The 18,329-nt window shown below is 52.0% G+C and carries 19 protein-coding genes; 15 read left to right on the top strand and 4 right to left on the bottom strand.

Features of this window, described 5'->3' with window-relative positions:
- The first annotated feature begins 95 nt into the window (after nt 1-95).
- The gene (gene nadE / locus EDM21_RS09610) at nt 96-905 is read left to right on the top strand and encodes an ammonia-dependent NAD(+) synthetase (RefSeq protein WP_157335065.1); all 810 of its coding nucleotides are present in this window, start codon (nt 96-98) and stop codon (nt 903-905) included.
- 136 nt (nt 906-1,041) lie between these two features.
- Nucleotides 1,042-1,440 carry a holo-ACP synthase gene (gene acpS, locus EDM21_RS09605; RefSeq protein WP_157335057.1) on the top strand — a complete coding sequence of 133 codons (399 nt, stop codon included), beginning with the start codon at nt 1,042-1,044 and terminating at the stop codon, nt 1,438-1,440.
- Nucleotides 1,441-1,727: 287 nt separating this feature from the next.
- On the opposite strand, the gene EDM21_RS09600 is transcribed toward acpS, so the two are convergent.
- Nucleotides 1,728-2,285, bottom strand: coding sequence for a hypothetical protein (locus tag EDM21_RS09600; RefSeq protein WP_157335055.1), 558 nt, complete (start codon nt 2,283-2,285; stop codon nt 1,728-1,730).
- A 163-nt stretch (nt 2,286-2,448) separates the two neighbouring features.
- Here EDM21_RS09600 and mutY point away from each other — a divergent pair, with 163 nt between their 5' ends.
- On the top strand, nt 2,449-3,900 hold the full coding sequence (gene mutY, locus EDM21_RS09595) for an A/G-specific adenine glycosylase (protein WP_157335053.1): 1,452 nt from the start codon (nt 2,449-2,451) through the stop codon (nt 3,898-3,900).
- A gap of 825 nt (nt 3,901-4,725) precedes the next feature.
- Here mutY and EDM21_RS09590 read toward each other — a convergent pair.
- Together EDM21_RS09590 and EDM21_RS09585 are read right to left on the bottom strand one after the other, a co-directional pair.
- Nucleotides 4,726-5,340 carry a superoxide dismutase gene (locus tag EDM21_RS09590; RefSeq protein ID WP_157335051.1) on the bottom strand — a complete coding sequence of 205 codons (615 nt, stop codon included), beginning with the start codon at nt 5,338-5,340 and terminating at the stop codon, nt 4,726-4,728.
- Nucleotides 5,341-5,425: 85 nt separating this feature from the next.
- A complete protein-coding gene (locus tag EDM21_RS09585) occupies nt 5,426-5,632 on the bottom strand; it encodes a hypothetical protein (protein ID WP_157335049.1) in 207 nt (68 codons plus the stop codon).
- 521 nt (nt 5,633-6,153) lie between these two features.
- Between EDM21_RS09585 and EDM21_RS09580 the strand changes: the two genes are divergently transcribed.
- The 3 genes from EDM21_RS09580 (at nt 6,154) to EDM21_RS09570 (ending at nt 9,642) form a co-directional block, all read left to right on the top strand.
- On the top strand, nt 6,154-7,161 hold the full coding sequence (locus EDM21_RS09580; RefSeq protein WP_157335047.1) for a LacI family DNA-binding transcriptional regulator: 1,008 nt from the start codon (nt 6,154-6,156) through the stop codon (nt 7,159-7,161).
- A gap of 47 nt (nt 7,162-7,208) precedes the next feature.
- Entirely contained in the window at nt 7,209-8,171 is a 963-nt protein-coding gene (locus EDM21_RS09575) for a BadF/BadG/BcrA/BcrD ATPase family protein (RefSeq protein WP_166541924.1), read from the top strand.
- 163 nt (nt 8,172-8,334) lie between these two features.
- Nucleotides 8,335-9,642, top strand: a complete 1,308-nt coding sequence (locus EDM21_RS09570; protein ID WP_157335043.1) for a 6-phospho-beta-glucosidase — start codon at nt 8,335-8,337, stop codon at nt 9,640-9,642.
- Between the two features lie 301 nt (nt 9,643-9,943).
- Here EDM21_RS09570 and EDM21_RS09565 read toward each other — a convergent pair whose 3' ends face one another.
- Complete coding sequence (locus tag EDM21_RS09565; RefSeq protein WP_157335041.1) at nt 9,944-11,371, bottom strand: alanine/glycine:cation symporter family protein; 1,428 nt, start codon at nt 11,369-11,371, stop codon at nt 9,944-9,946.
- Nucleotides 11,372-11,807: 436 nt separating this feature from the next.
- Between EDM21_RS09565 and EDM21_RS09560 the strand changes: the two genes are divergently transcribed.
- From EDM21_RS09560 to folE, 9 genes are all read left to right on the top strand, one after another.
- The gene (locus tag EDM21_RS09560) at nt 11,808-12,239 is read left to right on the top strand and encodes a GNAT family N-acetyltransferase (RefSeq protein ID WP_157335039.1); all 432 of its coding nucleotides are present in this window, start codon (nt 11,808-11,810) and stop codon (nt 12,237-12,239) included.
- Between the two features lie 338 nt (nt 12,240-12,577).
- Nucleotides 12,578-13,129: a DUF402 domain-containing protein gene (locus EDM21_RS09555; RefSeq protein ID WP_157335037.1), complete on the top strand. Its 552-nt coding sequence runs from the start codon at nt 12,578-12,580 to the stop codon at nt 13,127-13,129.
- 1 nt (nt 13,130) lies between these two features.
- The gene (lepB, locus tag EDM21_RS09550; protein ID WP_166541923.1) at nt 13,131-13,724 is read left to right on the top strand and encodes a signal peptidase I; all 594 of its coding nucleotides are present in this window, start codon (nt 13,131-13,133) and stop codon (nt 13,722-13,724) included.
- A 36-nt stretch (nt 13,725-13,760) separates the two neighbouring features.
- Nucleotides 13,761-15,047, top strand: a complete 1,287-nt coding sequence (queG, locus tag EDM21_RS09545) for a tRNA epoxyqueuosine(34) reductase QueG (protein WP_157335035.1) — start codon at nt 13,761-13,763, stop codon at nt 15,045-15,047.
- On the top strand, nt 15,022-15,570 hold the full coding sequence (locus EDM21_RS25305; RefSeq protein ID WP_275938794.1) for a methylated-DNA--[protein]-cysteine S-methyltransferase: 549 nt from the start codon (nt 15,022-15,024) through the stop codon (nt 15,568-15,570). Before queG ends, EDM21_RS25305 begins: the two co-directional genes overlap by 26 nt.
- A 30-nt stretch (nt 15,571-15,600) precedes the next feature.
- Complete coding sequence (locus EDM21_RS09535) at nt 15,601-16,632, top strand: HD-GYP domain-containing protein (protein ID WP_157335034.1); 1,032 nt, start codon at nt 15,601-15,603, stop codon at nt 16,630-16,632.
- 74 nt (nt 16,633-16,706) lie between these two features.
- Entirely contained in the window at nt 16,707-16,949 is a 243-nt protein-coding gene (locus tag EDM21_RS09530) for a YneF family protein (RefSeq protein WP_068776938.1), read from the top strand.
- A 93-nt stretch (nt 16,950-17,042) separates the two neighbouring features.
- The gene (locus EDM21_RS09525) at nt 17,043-17,651 is read left to right on the top strand and encodes a TetR/AcrR family transcriptional regulator (RefSeq protein WP_157335032.1); all 609 of its coding nucleotides are present in this window, start codon (nt 17,043-17,045) and stop codon (nt 17,649-17,651) included.
- The gene (folE, locus tag EDM21_RS09520) at nt 17,641-18,231 is read left to right on the top strand and encodes a GTP cyclohydrolase I FolE (protein WP_157335030.1); all 591 of its coding nucleotides are present in this window, start codon (nt 17,641-17,643) and stop codon (nt 18,229-18,231) included. The genes EDM21_RS09525 and folE overlap by 11 nt, the downstream gene beginning before the upstream one ends.
- Nucleotides 18,232-18,329: the final 98 nt, after the last annotated feature.

Genomic DNA, 18,329 nt, shown 5'->3' with positions numbered 1-18,329 from the left:
AAAAAAAGTCGCCCCTGACCATACGATGGTTGGGGTGATTTTTTTTGTGGTAATATAGATACAAATCTTTAGGAGTGGAGAAGGAGGATGACAAAATGAGTTTACAGCAAGAGATTATCCAAGAACTCGGCGTTAAACCGGCTATAGATGTACAGGAAGAGATCCGTAAACGGGTAGACTTTCTGAAGGATTATGTGAAAAAGGCGGGGGTTAGCGGTCTTCTGATCGCAATCAGCGGAGGAATTGACAGTGCAGTGGCTGCAGGCCTGTGCAAAAAAGCAACGGATGAACTAACAGTGGAGACGGGCAAAGAATATAAGACAGTCGGGGTTTTCCAGCCTTATGGCAAGCAGGAGGACATCCATGACAGCTACGCGACAGCGGATGCGTTCGATCTGAAATACCGGATGGAAACGAACATTGAGGAATCCGTTAACGAAGTAGCGCTTGAGGTGGAGTACGGGCTGAAAGGAATCGGCGATTCCCGTCATATGACCAAAGAAGGCAAGGGTAATGTAAAAGCAAGAATGCGGATGGTTGTGCAGTATGCCATTGCGTTTGAAATGAACCTTCTTGTCGTAGGAACCGATCACGCCTCGGAGGCGATTACCGGTTTCTTCACGAAGTGGGGAGACGGAGCCGTGGATATTACGCCGCTCAGCTCACTTAACAAACGGCAGGTCCGCGCTGTAGCGGCCGGCCTCGGTGTGCCGGACAGCATCGTTAATAAAGCTCCGACCGCAGGATTATGGGAAGGGCAGACCGATGAGAAAGAGCTGGGGATCAGTTACGAAGATAACAGCGATTATCTCGAGGGCAAACAAATCGATCCTGCTGTGGCGGACAAGCTGGAGAAACACTACCAGAAGACGCATCACAAGCGCAGAGGGATTCCTGGGATCTAAGAAAAAATAGCGGAGGAGCCCCGGGCTCTTCCTTTTTTTGGTTTTATAATTGGAAGCCCGCCCAGTGCCGATGCGCCGGTATTAAGTCAGCTTCTTGACCAGACGGGAACTATCGTAAGGGGAGGAGGAACACAGTATGATCAAGGGAGTCGGAATGGATCTTGTTGAGATCGGGCGGATTGCGGATATAATCAAAGAACCGTCGGGCGGCCGGTTTCTCCGGCGGATTCTGACGGAGGAAGAGAGGGATTTAGCGGATCGGCGCCAAGGCAGGCTGAAGGAGTTCGCCGCCGGGCGGTTTGCCGCTAAAGAAGCTGTGGTCAAAGCATTGGGCTGCGGCATCGGTAAGCAGGTCGGCTTTCAGGACATAAGCATCGTGCCGGATGAGCTCGGCAAGCCTCACTGCCGGATTTCGGCAGCGGCAAGAGACAGACTCGGCCTGCACCCGGAGCTTCTTATCCATATCAGCATCACCCACACCGGATCTCTTGCGGCCGCTTATGCGGTAGCGGAGCAGCCGGATCACCAGTGCTAGGGCGATTGCATACCACGAGTTATAGCGGAAAACAGCATTATGCAATGTACGGTAATAACCGGGGCTTGATACCGCTCATCTTTCTTCGGAATGCCAGGAAATATCCGGAATCAAAAAGTCAAAAATAAACCGCCAGTCCAGTGGATGAAATGACCCCAATTGTTAGAATGTGTCTGACAATTGGGGTCACTTCAGGACCGGCGGTTTATTGAATGTAAGGCTGAAGGGATGCAGGTGAATATAGAGTAAAGCACAGGTGTCTGTTAGGGCAGCGCACGCTCAGGAGACTATTCGGCAGATACGCGGGACTGTGTACGTGACAGCGACCAGGCGCATACCAGCAGGCTCAAGCCGCTCATGCCTTGAAGAATGACGCCCGAGTAGCCGAGATACCAGAGTGCAATGATGACGGTAAGGGTGAAGAGCCATAAGCCCAGCCAGAAAAGGCGTTTGTCGATAGCGGTACCCAGAAGCACATACACAACCGATAACAGGAACGACCTCAACAGAGGGGTAAAAAAAGGTCCGACAGCCTGTACATATTCAAGTGCCGCGACCGCTCCGATCAGCATGGCAGCCGGGAAAGCAAGCATGATGATGGTGATGGAACCGCCCCGTGCCGCATTCGTCCTGCGTGTTACACGCAGCCAAAGCAGAATACTTATCAGCACGGCCCCTATAAATAATGCCTGTGCCAGCCAGCGCAGATCAATCCATACTTCAAAAAATTCAACAGCAGCCGCTCCAATTCCATGTATGCCCCAAAGCGCCAGAAAAGGCGTCAGCCAGCGCAGACCAGAGTGGGCTCCTGCCGGCAGGCCTGCCCCAAGACGGGCTTCATTCATTAGCGTGTGCCTCCGTTTCCGTACCAATAGTCCGTTAATGCGATTACGACAAGAATAACCAATTACAGCGGTAAAAACAAGCTGGACTCCCGGCTGTTCCATCTCTGTGTTGTTTGTTTTATAATAGAGGTTTGAGAAATGCCGGAGAGGAGAACTGTTACGAATGTCTAAACGACAACAGCCTGAAAGCGGCAGCGAACATCCGTTAGAGGAAAAACCGGTCGGAGCGGTGAAGCGGACCAAGGCTGCCGGCTCCAAAGCAAGCAGAGTTTTCACTGAATATCCTGCGGAGCAAAAGCAATTTTTCTCCACCCATTTATTGGCGTGGTATTTGATACATCGGCGTGATCTTCCCTGGAGACGAAGCCGGAATCCTTACCATATCTGGATCTCAGAAGTCATGCTGCAGCAGACGCGTGTAGATACGGTTATTCCCTATTTTCACAAGTTTACGGAGCTGTTCCCTACGGTAGAGGCGCTTGCTACGGCACCGGAAGATGAAGTGCTGAAGGCTTGGGAAGGACTCGGGTATTATTCACGGGCCCGGAACCTTCAACAGGCTGTCCGCGAAGTTCATGAACAGTACGGCGGGACGGTTCCCGACAGCAAGGAAGAGTTTTCTTCACTCCGCGGCGTGGGGCCTTATACCTCAGGCGCTGTGCTGAGCATCGCGTATAACAAACCGGAGCCGGCCGTAGACGGCAATGTGATGCGTGTATTGTCGAGATATTTCTTGATCGAAGATGATATTGCCAAACCTGCTGCGAGGATCGGCATGGAGAAGCTGGCCCGTGATCTTATCCCCGAGGGTGCGGCAGGAGATTTCAACCAGGCACTCATGGAGCTTGGCGCGATGGTCTGCACCCCGCGGTCGCCGCAGTGCCTGACTTGTCCCGTCATGGATCAATGCGCGGGCAGGCTGGCCGGCAGGGAAGAGACGCTGCCGGTGAAGACCAAAGCGAAGCCGCCTATGCCGGAGCGGCGGCTTGTAGCTCTCATCGAGGGCGAGGGCGAGAACGCGGGGCGGATTCTTATCCGCCAGCGCCCGCAGGAAGGCCTCCTCGCCCGGATGTGGGAGCTGCCGCATGTCGTGCTGGGACCATCTGCGGGTGGTCCAGACGCGCCTATGGCAGCGGTGTCCCCCGGCACCGCGGAGCCGGGGGCGGACGAAGCGGCGGCACAGTCAGCCGCCGGAGATGCGGGCACCGTCCTGGCGGCGCCCGGGGACCCTGGCGATGCCGCCGCGGGGGGCATCGCACCGGCTTCCGCGGCCAGGCGGGGCCGCCGCGGGGCCGCGGGTTCCGCAGACAGCCCCGCCTGGGGCGGTGATGCGCGGAACATGGCGCTGCTGCAGTCCGCGCTCGCGGATGAGGAGCACGTGGACGTGCTGCCTCAGGAATGGATCGCGGACACGAACCACACCTTCAGTCACCTGTACTGGGACATGAAGGTGTACCGCTGCCGTCTGGGCGGCTCAGCCGGCGCGCCGGCGGGCCAACTCCCGTACCGGTACCGCTGGATGGCACCGGAGGAGATGGAACGCTACGCGTTCCCGAACGTGTTCCTGCGCGTGCTGAAGATGTACGAGGAGGAACACGGACCCAGCCGGCCGTAAAAGCGGACAAGCCGGATGCTTGAGCCTAAGCGGCTGAGAGCAGACATAGAGCCGGCTGTAACGGGTTGGTTAACTCCGTGAATAATTATGTTCCATGTTCATTATAAGAATATGATTTAAAGTAAGATTCGTTTCATTCAATGGGTGGGCCTGCCTCGACTAGATTGATGTGATGAAGAAGCTTGCATGGCAGGCAATCGCGGATATCCTAAAGAGGCGGGCCCTTTGTGCAGCCGGACGATTAGCAGCCTCGACTTAGTGAGAGCAGCGGCGGCAAATAACCGCAAACGATTCCGAATGACTCCAAATGACTCCAAATGACTCCAAATGACTCCAAATGACTCCAAATGACTCCAAATGACTCCAAATGACTCCAAACGACTCCAAACGACTCCAAACGACTCCAAACGACTCCAAACGACTCCAAATAAATGCTCGATTAAACTAAATGGCACCAAATAAAACTAAAGGAACTTAAATGAAACTAACCAATCCCTAACCAAACCTAAAAACTCGAAACGACCCGAAACGACCCGAAACGACACCAAATGACCATAAATGACCATAAATGACCCTAAATGACCCTAAATGACCCTAAATGACCCTAAATGACCCTAAATGACCCTAAATGACCCTAAATGACCTTAAACCCCTTAAACCCCAAAAATCCCAAAATCCCAAATCACCCTAAATGTTTCCAAATATCACAAATAATACAACGTCAATAATAACCATGCCCCCACGTGCCGTTACATCACACAAAAAAAGCACTCTCCTATGTCCGGAGGACATAGGAGAGTGCCGGTGTATCCCGTTAAGCTGAAATTACTTCTTAGCAGCTTCGTAACGCGTATTAACAGCATCCCAGTTAACAACATTCCAGAAAGCGGCGATGTAGCCCGGACGCTTGTTCTGGTAGTTCAGGTAGTAAGCATGCTCCCATACGTCCAGGCCAAGAAGCGGCGTGTCGCCTTCGAAGAGCGGGCTGTCCTGGTTAGGCAGGCTGTATACTTTCAGTTGGCCGTCTTTGCCCAGTGCAAGCCATGCCCAGCCGCTGCCGAAACGAGTTGTTGCAGCTTTAGCAAAGTCTTCTTTGAATTTATCAAAACCGCCCAGCTCGCTATCGATAGCTTGCGCCAGGGAACCTGTAGGAGCTCCGCCTGCGTTCGGGCCGATTGTTTCCCAGAACAGGGAGTGGTTTGCATGGCCGCCGCCGTTGTTGCGAACTGCGGTACGGATGCTTTCAGGAAGGCTGTTCAGATCGCTGATCAGATCCTCCAGGGATTTGCTTTGCAGTTCTGCATGTCCTTCAAGAGCCGCGTTAAGGTTAGTCACGTATGTGTTGTGGTGACGGTCATGGTGAATCTCCATCGTAGTTGCATCGATGTGAGGTTCCAGAGCGTTATTCGGATAAGGTAGAGCAGGTAGTTGATGTGCCATGATTTTAATTACCTCCTAATGTGATGAGTGATCACTATTACCATTCCATTTTATTATAAGGCTAATTTTGATAGTAAAGCAACATTTATGTATCATAAGTCGGCCGGCCTTTTTCTTTACGCCGTTCTATCTCCTGAATCACTTGGGCATGTATAGCCGAACCCTGCGCGTTCATCCAAGGCGACAGCTCGCTCATGACGGCATGGTGGTAGGCAAGTTCCTCTTCATTCCAGTCAGCAGCTTCTATTGAGCTCAGCTCATGCAGTTGTCTGCGTTCATGACCTCCGGACATAACTTTTCACCTCCGGTATATAGGATTAACCGCTTGTCCGGCTTCTTATCCCGGCGAAAGCCCATTTTAGGGAAATTCTTAAATCTTCCTGCTGATATTGGGTGAAGTGGAGTGCCACACTATATGTAAGCGTTTAATTTATCCTTGCTCGCTAAAGAAAACCATTGACACTCTCCCTGAAAGCGTTTATCTTAAATTTATGAAAGTTAAACCCTTTTAACTTTTGAATGTGAGGCGTAAGGAGATTAACTTGAAGATGCATCTTTGCACCTTTTCCTTGTTTATAAAAAGGCGTTTATAGCATGATACCTGATTTGGTTCCCATGAAATGAACGCCTATTGTTTTAATTAAAAGTTAAAGCGTTTTTACTTTCATGAGATCAAGAATGCTGGCCGGATAATTCATGCCCGGGCTCCAAAAGCACATCAACGAGATTTTGGCGAAAGGGCAGAAAAAATAACAGGGTCGGACTCTTAACCAGCCCTGTTGAACAGAAATTCGACATTGGGAGTTCGATTGGATGAAAATCAGTATTTTTGACGTTGCGAAGAAGGCCGGTGTGTCGGTTGTTACGGTATCCCGGGTTCTCAACGATTTCCCATCCGTCAGAGAAAAGAACCGGCAGAAAGTGCTCCAGGCTATTAAGGAGCTGGACTATCGGCCAAATTCAGCTGCGCGGAGTCTTGCTATGGGGAAGACGGGCGTAATCGGGCTGACGCTTACGACGCTGCAAGACACGCTGTTTGATGGAATTATCAAAAGTGTGAATGATGCTCTGAAGGAACACGGATACTTTTTGGCTCTGTCTATTGAGCCTGAGACAGCGGAAACTGCCAAAGGAGAGAGCAGCAATTTCCTGTATCAGGAAGATCGGGTGGACGGCATTATTCTTCTGTCCCCCCTCAATGAAGAGCGTGATGTGCTGGAGCTCAAAAGAAAGAAAATCCCTTTCGTCCTGGTGGATAACCAACTGGAAGATACAGGCGCCTCGGTTGTTAATGTCGATAATTATATGGGAGGGCTGACAGCAACCCGACATTTGCTTGGCCTGGGCCACACGCGAATTGCGCATGTCTGCGGCCCCGCCCTGTACCGGAGCGCTAAAGAACGCAAACGGGGCTATATGGATGCCATGGCGGAAGCCGGACTTGCGCCCTATCTGATGGTCGATTCTGATTTTAACATCCGGGACGGCTACGAAATTGCCAAGAGCTGGCTTGCCGGAGGAGAGTGTCCTACGGCGGTTTTCGCAGCGGACGACTTCATCGCGCTTGGCATTGTGGAGGCTTTCCGCGATGCGGGCCGCCACGTTCCGCAGGAGCTGTCTGTCATCGGCTACGATGATCAGGCTTTTTCTGCGGATATACATCCCCGGCTGACGACGATCCGGCAGCCGACAGAAGGGATGGCTCAGGAAGCGGTCAAACTTCTCCTGAGAATTAAGAGCGGAGCCCAGAGGCGCAACGCGTCCATTAAGCTGGAACCGGAATTAATCGTTCGTGAATCTACCGCCGTCTGCCGGACGTAAGTGTAGGAAAGATGGAATATATTGCACGAAACAGGAGAGGGAGAGCCGTGAACTATTACTTGGGAATGGACGCCGGAGGAACCAAAACTTACGCCGTCATTGCCGACGAGTCGGGGAATGTCGTCGGAACAGGCAGGAGCGGAATGGGGAATCATCAGATTAACCATGCTGCTGCTGTACACAGCATCAACGCAGCGGTTGAGGAAGCACTTCAGCAGGCAGGATTAACCAAGCCGGATATCACCTTTGCTTTCTTCGGCTTGGCAGGCGCAGACCGGGAGACGGATTTCCGCATTCTGCGGGAAATTCTGCAGAAGGTGGAATTTAAGAACTGGGATCTGGCGTGCGATACGATTGTCGCCATGCGTGCCGGCACGACGAGACAATCGGGCGTCGTGGTCATTTCGGGAACAGGCGTGAACTGTTCCGGGATGAATGAGCGGGGAGAAGCGTATCAATGCGGCGGCTTCTCTTATGATTTTGGCGATTTCGGAGGCGGCAGCGGGCTTTCCATCGAAGCTTTCCGCACGGTGATCCGTGCCTGGGACGGACGTGAGGAAGAGACGCTGCTGACCGGACTTGTGCTTAAGCAGCTTGGCTACGGGTCCGTTGAGGATATGTTCAATGATTTCCTGGATCATGAGAAGAGAATTCCGAACAACTTGACGAAGCTTCTGTTCGAAGCGGCTTCGCAAGGCGATGCGGCTGCCCTCCGCATTCTCCGCAGGCAAGGGGAGGAGCTCGGCTTGTCGATCGGAGCCGTCATTAAGCGGCTGGGCATGTCGGAAGCCGAGTTCGATGTCGTACTGGCGGGGAGCGTACTGATGCGCGGCGACGGAGACTATGTGGAGAAGTACATTGAAGAAGCAGCCAAGAAGGCGGCGCCCCGCAGCAAGATCCGGAGACTGGAAGCGGAGCCTGTTGTCGGTTCTGTGCTGCTGGCGATGCAGCGCGGTGGAATGACGGTGAGCGAAGAAGTAAGCGAGCGTCTCAAGCAGCTTAAGATGTAACTGGAAACGCTGAGAACCTTTTCAGCGCTTGGCAGGCACGATAGGAAGGCAGGATCAGTATCCTGCAAGGATCTGAAAGATAAGGTTGCTCTAAATCAAGGGCAGCAAAAACAAGCAGTTCGTCCGTCCTAAGAGAGGCAAACTAAATCGGGGAGTGAGAGAAATGGAAAAAGGCTTGAAAATTGTTGTTATTGGCGGGGGTTCATCTTATACACCGGAAATCGTGGAAGGGTTTATCAATAACTATGACAGGCTTCCGGTCCGTGAAATCTGGCTGGTAGATATTCCGCAAGGAAAATGGAAGCTGGACATTGTCGGCAATCTTGCGAAGAGAATGGTCGAGAAGTCGGGTCTGCCGATTCAGGTGAATTTGACTCTGGACCGCCGGGAAGCTCTTCCCGGAGCGGATTTTGTCTCCACGCAAATGCGTGTCGGTATGCTGGAAGCACGTTCATGGGATGAGTCGATTCCACTGAAATACGGCATTATCGGCCAGGAAACTACCGGTCCGGGAGGCATGATGAAAGCCTTCCGTACGATCCCGGTCCTTCTGGATATTTGCCGGGACATGGAAGAGCTCTGTCCGGATGCATGGCTGCTTAACTTCACGAACCCGGCCGGTATGGTAACGGAAGCACTCTCTAAATACAGCAAAATCAAATCGATCGGCTTGTGCAATGCACCTATCGGTATGCACAAATGGCTGATGAAAGAATATGATGCTCCTGCATCCAGCATTTATATGGAATTCGTGGGCCTGAACCACCTGCACTGGATTACTCAGATCACGGTAAACGGTGAATCCAAGCTGGAAGAGCTGCTGGGAAGCGGCAGCGGATATTCCGCGAAGAACGTACCGCAGCTGGAATGGAACAAAAGCTTCATCAGCGGGCTGGGAGGAGTACCTTCTTACTACTTGAAATATTTCTATCTGAGAGATGAAATGCTCAAAGAACTGCAGGAAGCTTCCAAGAAAGACGGAACCCGTGCAGAGGTAGTGAAGCGCGTAGAGGAAGAACTGTTCGAATTATACAAGGACCCTGAGTTAACCGAGAAACCGAAGCAGCTGGAAAAGCGCGGGGGCGCTTACTATTCGGAGGCGGCAGTTAATCTTATGTGTTCCCTGTACAACGACACACGCGACATCCAGACGCTGAATGTACCGAATAACGGCGCGCTGGATTTCCTTCCCGGCGATGCTTGTATCGAGGTTAACTGTATTGTGACTAAGCAGGGGCCGATTCCGGTTACCGTCAAAAAAGTTCCAGAGTCGATTAAAGGTCTGATCTGTGCAGTCAAAACGTACGAAGTGCTCGCGATTGAAGCTGCAATTACAGGCGACCGCAGCATCGCGCTGCAGGCGCTTGCCCACCATCCTCTTATTTCTTCGGTTAACGATGCCGAGAAGATGCTCGAAGAAATGCTGGAGCAGAACAAGGCGTATCTTCCAAGATTTTTTGCAGTCGAGTAGGGTTGTACTGCCGTATAGGCGGTTTGTATGCAATCATTCTTTTTGAAAATATGCTAGGCCGGTGAAAGAGCCTGCCTTTGTTGATAAAAATCCCTTGAAGTAGACGGTGTGATGTAACCCGCGCGTCTTACTTCAGGGGATTTTTTTTCCGTGAAAGAAGACAAACAGCCTCAACCCGGCAGAATACCGGACTGGGGCTGGGTCTTAAAAGTTATTTTATTGAAAAGGACGGTCCGTTTTGCCGGAGAAGTTCCGTGCACACTGGGTTTGCCAGTCCTCGGTTAACTTGATTGATGAGTCGTTAACGCGTTCGTGATGGATCCGGATCAGGAGCAGCCGGGTCCCAGCATTCAATATTGTCGAGTCCCGGAACATGGTCTTTCGTAAACACGGGATCTTTGCCCGCTTTTCTCTGTTTGATGTAATCCTGTAAGACAGAGAAAGCGATTTTTGACAGCAGGGTAATCGCGATCAGGTTGACCACAACCATGAGACCCATAAACAAATCGGCCAAATCCCATACCAATTGAACTTGGGCGATAGAGCCGAAAATAACCATGGCCATAACCGCAATCCGGTAAAGCTGGACCCAGATTTTATTGGAATTCAGGAATTCAATGTTGGTTTCACCGTAATAATAATTGCCCAGCAGCGTGCTGAACGCAAATAAGAATACCATGATGGCCAGAAAACCCGAAGCCCATGAACCCATATGAACGCTTAATGCCGCTTGTGTCAGTTCGATGCCGTTAAGACTCGGATCGGTATAGGACCCGGAAAGCAGGACGATAAACGCGGTGCTGGTGCAAATAACCAGTGTGTCGAACAGGACACCCAGAGATTGGATCAGCCCTTGCTTGGCCGGATGGGAGGTGGTTGCCGTTGCTGCGGCATTCGGCGCGCTTCCCATACCCGCTTCATTGGAGAAGAGGCCGCGTTTCACGCCCTGCATAAGCGCCGCCCCGAGCGAACCGCCCGCGACCTGCTCGAAGCCGAACGCGCTCTTCACGATCAGAGCCAGTACGGCAGGCATTTCCGTGATGTTCATCAGTACGATGACCAAGGCTACGCCGATATAAACGGCGGCAAGCACGACAACGATGTATTCGGACATCTTGGCAATGCGTTTGACACCGCCGAATATAATCGCCGCCAATATAACCGTCATAATGATTCCGACCGTCAGGCGGTCGGTCCCGAATGAGTTCTCGAAAGCGATGGTAATGGTGTTGGACTGGACGGCATTAAATACAAGCCCGAACGAAATCGTAATCAGGACGGCGAATAGAGCGCCCATCCAGCGCTTCTTGAGCCCGGTCTGCATATAGTAGGCCGGTCCTCCGCGGAAGCCGTTCTTATCCCGGATTTTATAGACCTGGGCCAGCGTGCTTTCCACAAAGCTTGAAGCCGAGCCGATTATGGCGATGACCCACATCCAGAATACGGCACCGGGGCCCCCCAGAGCTACGGCGATGGCTACGCCTGTAATATTCCCTGTCCCGACACGGGCGGCCATACTGATACAGAACGCCTGGAAGGGTGAAATATCGTCACGGGAGCCGCCTTTGGACTCGAACAAGACCCGAAACATATCCCGGAGCATACGGAACTGCATAAACTTCGATCGATAAGTAAAATAAAGACCGACAGTGATGAGGAGAACGATCAGAAGCTTGGACCACAGAAAATTGTTCAGGGAATCAATTATTGTTTGCAATAAATCAATCATGCAGCACCTCTCTTGTTGTATATTTTTGTGCCCGGTTTTGCATATTCTAAACAAAAACTTTTTAAGTATAACAAGTTTTTGCGCGATGAGGTAGGACCTTGTTACCTGTTTCATAAATTGGTAACCGGATGAGGAGGAAGCGGGTTGCTGTTTTGTATTTGGACAACGGCAGCGAGATGAGGCTAACTTGTGTTTATCCTTACGCAGGGGGAGCGGAATTAATGGAGGCTTATAGACACAGGAAGCGAGACTCACTTCCTGGTAAAATTAGTTCTTTTTAGGCGGTTAAAAGGAATAATGCAAATGTAACCGCTTAATTTAAAGCGGTTACATTAAATTTGTTAAGAAAACTACAGTTTTTTTAAAAAAAGAGAGGATTTTCGGCGTTTTTTGTCGTAAGATTATCCTTACAAATTGATTTGTGGGAGTGGACCTCATGCGTGTTCGTTCTTTTCGATTGTCTGATTACAGCCTCATCTCGGGTTTGCTTCAAGAAGCACTCAGTGAACTTTGTTACAAAGAAACCATGCAGGCTTTTGCTAAACAGCTGTCATGGGATGGCGAATTAGTTTTGGTTGCGGAGGATCAGGGAGAACTGGTTGGCATGGTGATTGGTACTATTGATGATAACAAAGGGTACTATTACCGGCTCGCCGTCGCACCCGGACACCGCCGTAAAGGAATCGGCAAGGCGTTAATTGAAGGAATGAAACAGCGTTTTATTCAGCGGAAGGTCAATCGTATTCTCGTGACAGTCGATCACCACAATGAAATGGTGCTTCCTGTTTATGAGTCAGTAGGCTACAGCCCGTCTGATTTTACACGCAGCGCAAATCGGCTTAGCATTGTAAAGAAAGCGAGCATGTAGGGATCAATTATTGTATAATGAAGGCATATCTTTTTGTCGAAGCGGACAAGCTCCGTTCCCGGGAGGAAGATATGCCTTTGTTGTTTGGCAGGGTGTATGCAGGCTCCGGACGGAGCTTTTTTCATCGCCAAAATAAGGTTAAGGCAATGAATCTTTAGGATGCCGGACTGTTTCCTGGCCGCTTCCTTTACCGGATCATCAGTTAGTGGAACCAATGATAAATGACCATGAAGGTTTAACGGATATAATGACTGCCTGTCTATTCATGATTGCAGGATCATAAGCGTGTACGTTCCAATGCCGGAATGAGCGGGATTAATATAGAGGGGCAGAGTTGAATGGATTCTTTTACGCATCGCATAATTAAAAGCTTCAAGCATGACGGCCATCTGCACAGGATGTGGCTGGAGAACTGGAAAGTTCCGGAGGAAGAGCTTCTGCCCGAGCACAAGCGTGAGGCCATGATCGTACTGATTAACAATCAGACGAAGATTCAGGAATCAGACGGAAAAGAATGGACAAGCCGGATTCCGGGTGTCTCTTTTTTTATTCCGGGAGAATGGTACAACATCGTGGCTTTGCTCGAAGAGGGGGGAGTGCGATATTACTGCAACGTCGCTTCTCCGGTCTATCAGGCCGGTCATGTACTGACATATATTGATTATGATCTGGATGTGATTCGGATGCCTGCGGGCGATGTCCATATCGTGGACCAGGAAGAATATGAACATCACAAGCACCTGTACCGTTACCCGTCGCTGGTAGAAACGAAGGTCAAAGCAGGACTGGACTCCTTGCTGAAGCGGATCGAGAGATCGGACGCTCCTTTTCATGACGAGAGTGTGAGAAGGTATTATCAGTTATGGAAGGACCGTGGAACGGAGGTCTGATGTGTCGCATTCCGGGCAGACTACTAGGAAGACCGCTGCATCTGCAGATTCTGGGCAAGCGCGCGTGAGGAGCCGGAAAGAACTGCGGCATGCAGCCGGGACCGTTCTGCTGATTATATTGGCGGTTCTGGTTATTCAGCGCTGGGGATTCAACATTTCAATGGTACGGGGAACGTCTATGCAGCCGACACTGCAGCCGGGACAGTGGTTGTTCGTTAATAAAACAGTGCCCTGGATGGGTGAATTCGGGCGAGGAGATATGGTGATCTTGAAAGAACCCGCTTCCGTGAACGGGGGTCAGCATCCTTATCTGGTCAAAAGGATCGTTGCCACTGCCGGGCAGCGTGTTGAAATTGCGGACGGACGCCTGTATATCGACGGCGAGGAAGCGGTAGAGCCTTATTCGGATGCGCGAATCGAAGATGGCGATTTCGGCCCTCTTGTGGTAGCGAAAGGAACCTTGTTCGTTATGGGGGACAACCGCCGCCGTGAAGGCAGCCTGGACAGCCGCTTTTTCGGCTCCGTACCCGAGGAAGGGCTGATCGGTCGCGCGGAGTGGATCGTCTGGCCGCCGTCCAGTATGAGCGGGTTATAACCCGGAAGTAATGCTAGAGGCAAAGGAGGAATTGTGATGCGCTTGTCCGTGACATCAGCATCCGCCAAGGAATGGCTTCTTTTGAAGCAGGAGCTGATTGAAGCGGCGCCGTCGATGGGAATCGACAAGATTGGTTTCGCCTCGGCGGAGCCTTTTCATGAATTGAAAGACATCCTGTTAAGACATAGGGAAAAAGGCTACGAATCGGGCTTCGAGGAGCCGGACATTGATAAGCGTGTGCATCCCGAGCTTAGTCTGGCGGAGCCGAAGTCTATTCTCGCGATTGCGGTTGCTTATCCCTCCAAGCTGAGCAATCCCCCGCGCTCGGAGAAGGGCGCGTACCGGGGGATGTTATCGCGCTCGGCATGGGGGCAGGATTACCATCATGTGCTGAGGGAGCGGCTGAAGAAACTAGCCGGTTTCCTGGAGGAGCGGGTGGAGGGTCTGCGTTTCGAAGATATGGTCGATACCGGCGCCCTCGTGGACCGCGCCGTTGCAGAACGTGCAGGCATCGGCTGGGTCGGCAAGAACTGCGCCGTCATCACGCCGGAGTGGGGCTCCTGGGTCTATCTCGGCGAGCTGCTTACAAATGTACCGTTTCCCGCCGATACATCTATTATGGATCAGTGCGGGGATTGCACGATTTGTATAGATGCCTGTCCGACCGGAGCTCTAGTCGGACCCGGACAGCTCAACGCGGGACGTTGTATCTCCTTTCTAACGCAAACGAAAGGGCACATGCCCGATGAATTTAAAGATAAAATCGGCAACCGGCTGTATGGCTGTGATACCTGCCAAGTCGTCTGCCCGATTAACAAGGGCAAGAACTGGACGCATCATGCGGAGCTGCAGCCGGATCATGAAATCGTCAAGCCGCTGCTTATTCCGCTTCTTACGATGGGCAACCGCGACTTCAAGGAGAGGTTCGGCCAGAGCTCGGCGGCGTGGCGGGGCCGCAAACCGATCCAGCGCAATGCCGTGCTTGCGCTTGGGAACTTCAAGGACCGCTCCGCCGTGCCTGTTCTCCGCTCGCTGCTGAGAGAAGACCCCCGGCCTGAGCTGCGGGGGACGGCGGCATGGGCGCTCGGTAAGATCGGCGGGGATGCCGCAGCCGAAGCGGTCGCCGAAGCGATGCGGCATGAGCGGGACGACATTGTGTCGGAAGAGCTGCTTAAGGCAGCGAGCAAGCTGGGTCTGCTCCGTGAACCGGAACGTGACGGCAGTCTGCCCGGCGCTTCCCGGAATAGTCCTGAACCGGCAGCCGGTTTGCCGCAGGCGGAAGGGGAAGGGAAAGAGAATGGAAATCATGAAGGACGGCCATGACTCTGCGTTTATTGATTATGATGTGATGGAGGAGTCCCCGGCAGGCCCGCTGCTGCTTGCCGCTACGGACCGGGGACTGTGCACCGTGGCGTTTGGAGGGCTTCCTGACGCGCTGGAGAAGCTGCAGCGGTGGAAGGGGAACTGGATGCCCCAAGCGGGCTTGCGCCGCAACCCAGGCCGTCTGCGCACGGTTGCCGTGCAGCTGGACGAATACTTTATCGGCCGGCGCAAAGAATTCGACCTGCCGATTGATCTGCGCGGGACCGAGTTCCAGCGCCGTGTATGGACGGCGCTTCTGAAAGTCCCTTATGGGGATACGGCTTCCTATAAGGATATCGCCGAATCCATAGGGGCGCCCAAAGCAGTGCGGGCAGTGGGCGGTGCCAATAACCGCAATCCCGTTCCCATTCTAGTTCCATGCCACCGGATCATCGGCGCCTCGGGACAACTTGTCGGATACGCCGGCGGGCTGAATATCAAGACGACTCTCCTGCAGCTGGAAATCAGTGCAGAGACCAGTTAACCTTACAACGAAGAAGCGGGAGTGGAAGGCATGAAGTATGTTCCCATCGATTCCATAGAAACAGGACAATATCTGGGTAAAACCATTTTCTCAGGAAACGGGGCTGTTCTTCTTGCAGAAGGTGTGCAGCTGACAGTATATATGATCACCACTTTGCGGAGAATCGGAGTGACGATGCTCTACATTCAAGATCCGCTTACGGAAGATATCGAGCTGCCGGAAGTCGTCAGTGATGAAACGAAGCGTATTGTAATGAAAAAGATGCAGGACACGCTCAGTACGATCCGCTCGGGCAAAGACTTCGATTCGCGTTCCCTGAGTATCAGTATCGACACGCTCCTTAACGAAATTATGAAGAACAGCGATGTTCTTATCCAGCTGACGGATATTCGTACCAAGGACAACGACATGTATCTGCATGCGCTGAATGTATGTACGATTTCTACACTGATCGGGATTAACATGGGCCTCAATCAGCTCCAGCTGAAAGAGCTTGCAACAGGAGCGCTTCTTCACGACATCGGTAAAATGGATGCGATTACAGACGACAAGTCGCCGGATGAACGGCTGCATCATACATGGCGAGGGTTTGAACTGCTGAAGCACAAGCGAGAATACAGTCTGCTGATCGCACACGTGGCTTTTCAGCATCACGAGACGCCGGACGGCTTAGGTCAGCCCAGAAGGCTGCTGGTCGACCAGATTCATCTCTACGCCCGCATCGTATCCGTTGCGAATACGTACGACAATTTGCTCCGCAGCGATGAATTAAAGACGGGAATGCTGCCTCATGTAGCCATTGAGCACATGATGGCGCTGGCCGGGACCAAGCTTGACCGCGAAGTGCTCATCCAATTCCTGCGGACGGTATCCATCTATTCGACGGGCACTTCCGTCCGCTTGTCCTCGCGTGAGACGGGCGTCGTGGTCGGCCAGCACAGAGGACTGCCGGGCCGTCCGATCGTCCGGATCGTGAAGCAGGAGGGCGGCAGTGACCTGGAGGTCAAAGAAGTGGATCTGGCCCAGCATACCACTATTTTTATCGAACACGTGCTCGGGTAAAGAGCTTGGATTTTCTCGCTTAATAATGCTATTATAAATGGGATTACAATCTTTGGATGCAGGGGGAAAGCAAGATGTGGGACATTATCATTCCGATCTTAACTTTGATTGTCGGGTTAGTCGGAGGATTTTTCATCGGGGTATACTATCTCCGCAGACAGCTCGAGTCGATGCAGAATAATCCCGAAATGATTCAGAAGATGGCCAAGCAAATGGGTTATAACATGAACAAGCAGCAGATGACTAAGGTGCAATCGATGATGAAGAACCAGAACATGTCGCCGAAGAAGCCTAAAGCCAAAACAAAGTCCAAATAAGATGCCCTGAAAGCGGCTGCCGGATTCCCGGCATCGGCTTTTCGGCGTATGTCACATTAGAACAGACCAGTATTATCCAGAGGTGGTTGGCTTATGCCCAGCAACAAAGACAAAATTCTCGCTGCTGCCATGGAACTTTTTCACGAGCAAGGCTTTCAGGCTACCGGTCTGGAGGAGATTCTCTCGCATTGCGGCGTATGCAAAAGTAATTTTTATTACCACTTCAAAAGTAAAGAAGAGCTTGGGCGGCAGGTAATCCAGCAGAAGATTGCACTTATGAATGAGCAGATATTCGGTCCGTCGCTGGATAATAAGGCATTGTCTCCGAAAGAAAGAATCAGCCGGTTGTTCCGGCTTATGCAGGCGGTTGCCGAGGAGCATGATTGCCGCAGAGGCTGCTATATCGGGAATTTGGCAATTGAGCTGGGCGGCCGCTACGAAGCTTTGCGCGGAATGATCAGCGATTTTCTGGAGGAAGTGCAGCAGAGGATAGAGGCTTGTCTGCTGGAAGGGACGGCTGATCAAGATATTAATCTTCATGGTATGAAGGCGGAAGAAACCGCCGCGGCTCTGACGGCTCTGCTGCAGGGAGGGATGCTGCTCAGCAAAGCTCACCGCAGCAGCATGGCTCTGCAGTACAGCGGAAGACTCGTCGAACATATCGTGGGGAACGGATGGGAAGGAGACCAACATGCCGGCTAAGGAATACAAAAACAAAAATGTCGCGGATAACCGCGAACAGATTGAAGGGCACATTCGTGAAATTCTGCGTCTAATCGGAGAAGATCCACAGCGTGAAGGACTTCTCGATACGCCTGCCCGGGTTACCCGGATGTATGAGGAGATTTTCGCAGGCTATGATGCGGATGTGCATGATGTGCTGGGCGTTAGTTTTGATGAACAGCACGAAGAACTGGTCATTATTAAAGACATCGTGTACTACAGCCAGTGTGAGCATCATATGGCGCCATTTTTTGGCAAGATCCATGTGGGATATATCCCGAGCGGTAAAATCGCGGGACTGAGCAAATTTGCCCGTCTGGCCGATGCCATTACACGCAGGCTGCAGGTTCAGGAGAGAATCACTTCCCAGATAGCTAACATTCTGGATGAAGTGCTGGAGCCCCACGGTGTGATGGTTGTTGTAGAAGGGGAACATCTGTGCATGTGCGCAAGGGGAGTTAAGAAGCCGGGCAGTAAAACGGTGACGTCCGCAGTCCGCGGATCGTTCCGCACGGATGCCGCCCTGCGTGCCGAATTCCTGTCACTGATCAAAGACTAACTCATAGGATCGACCACCATAAGACGGCCGCGTGCCGTCTTTTTGGTATGCCGCGGCACAATCTAACCCGCTTGCCGGGAAGATGGAGAGCAAGGCTG

Source organism: Paenibacillus lutrae (assembly GCF_009757775.1).
Lineage (GTDB): Bacteria > Bacillota > Bacilli > Paenibacillales > NBRC-103111 > Paenibacillus_F > Paenibacillus_F lutrae.
The sequence above is the reverse complement of the archived record's forward strand: the minus strand, read 5'-3'. Positions and strand labels throughout refer to the sequence as shown.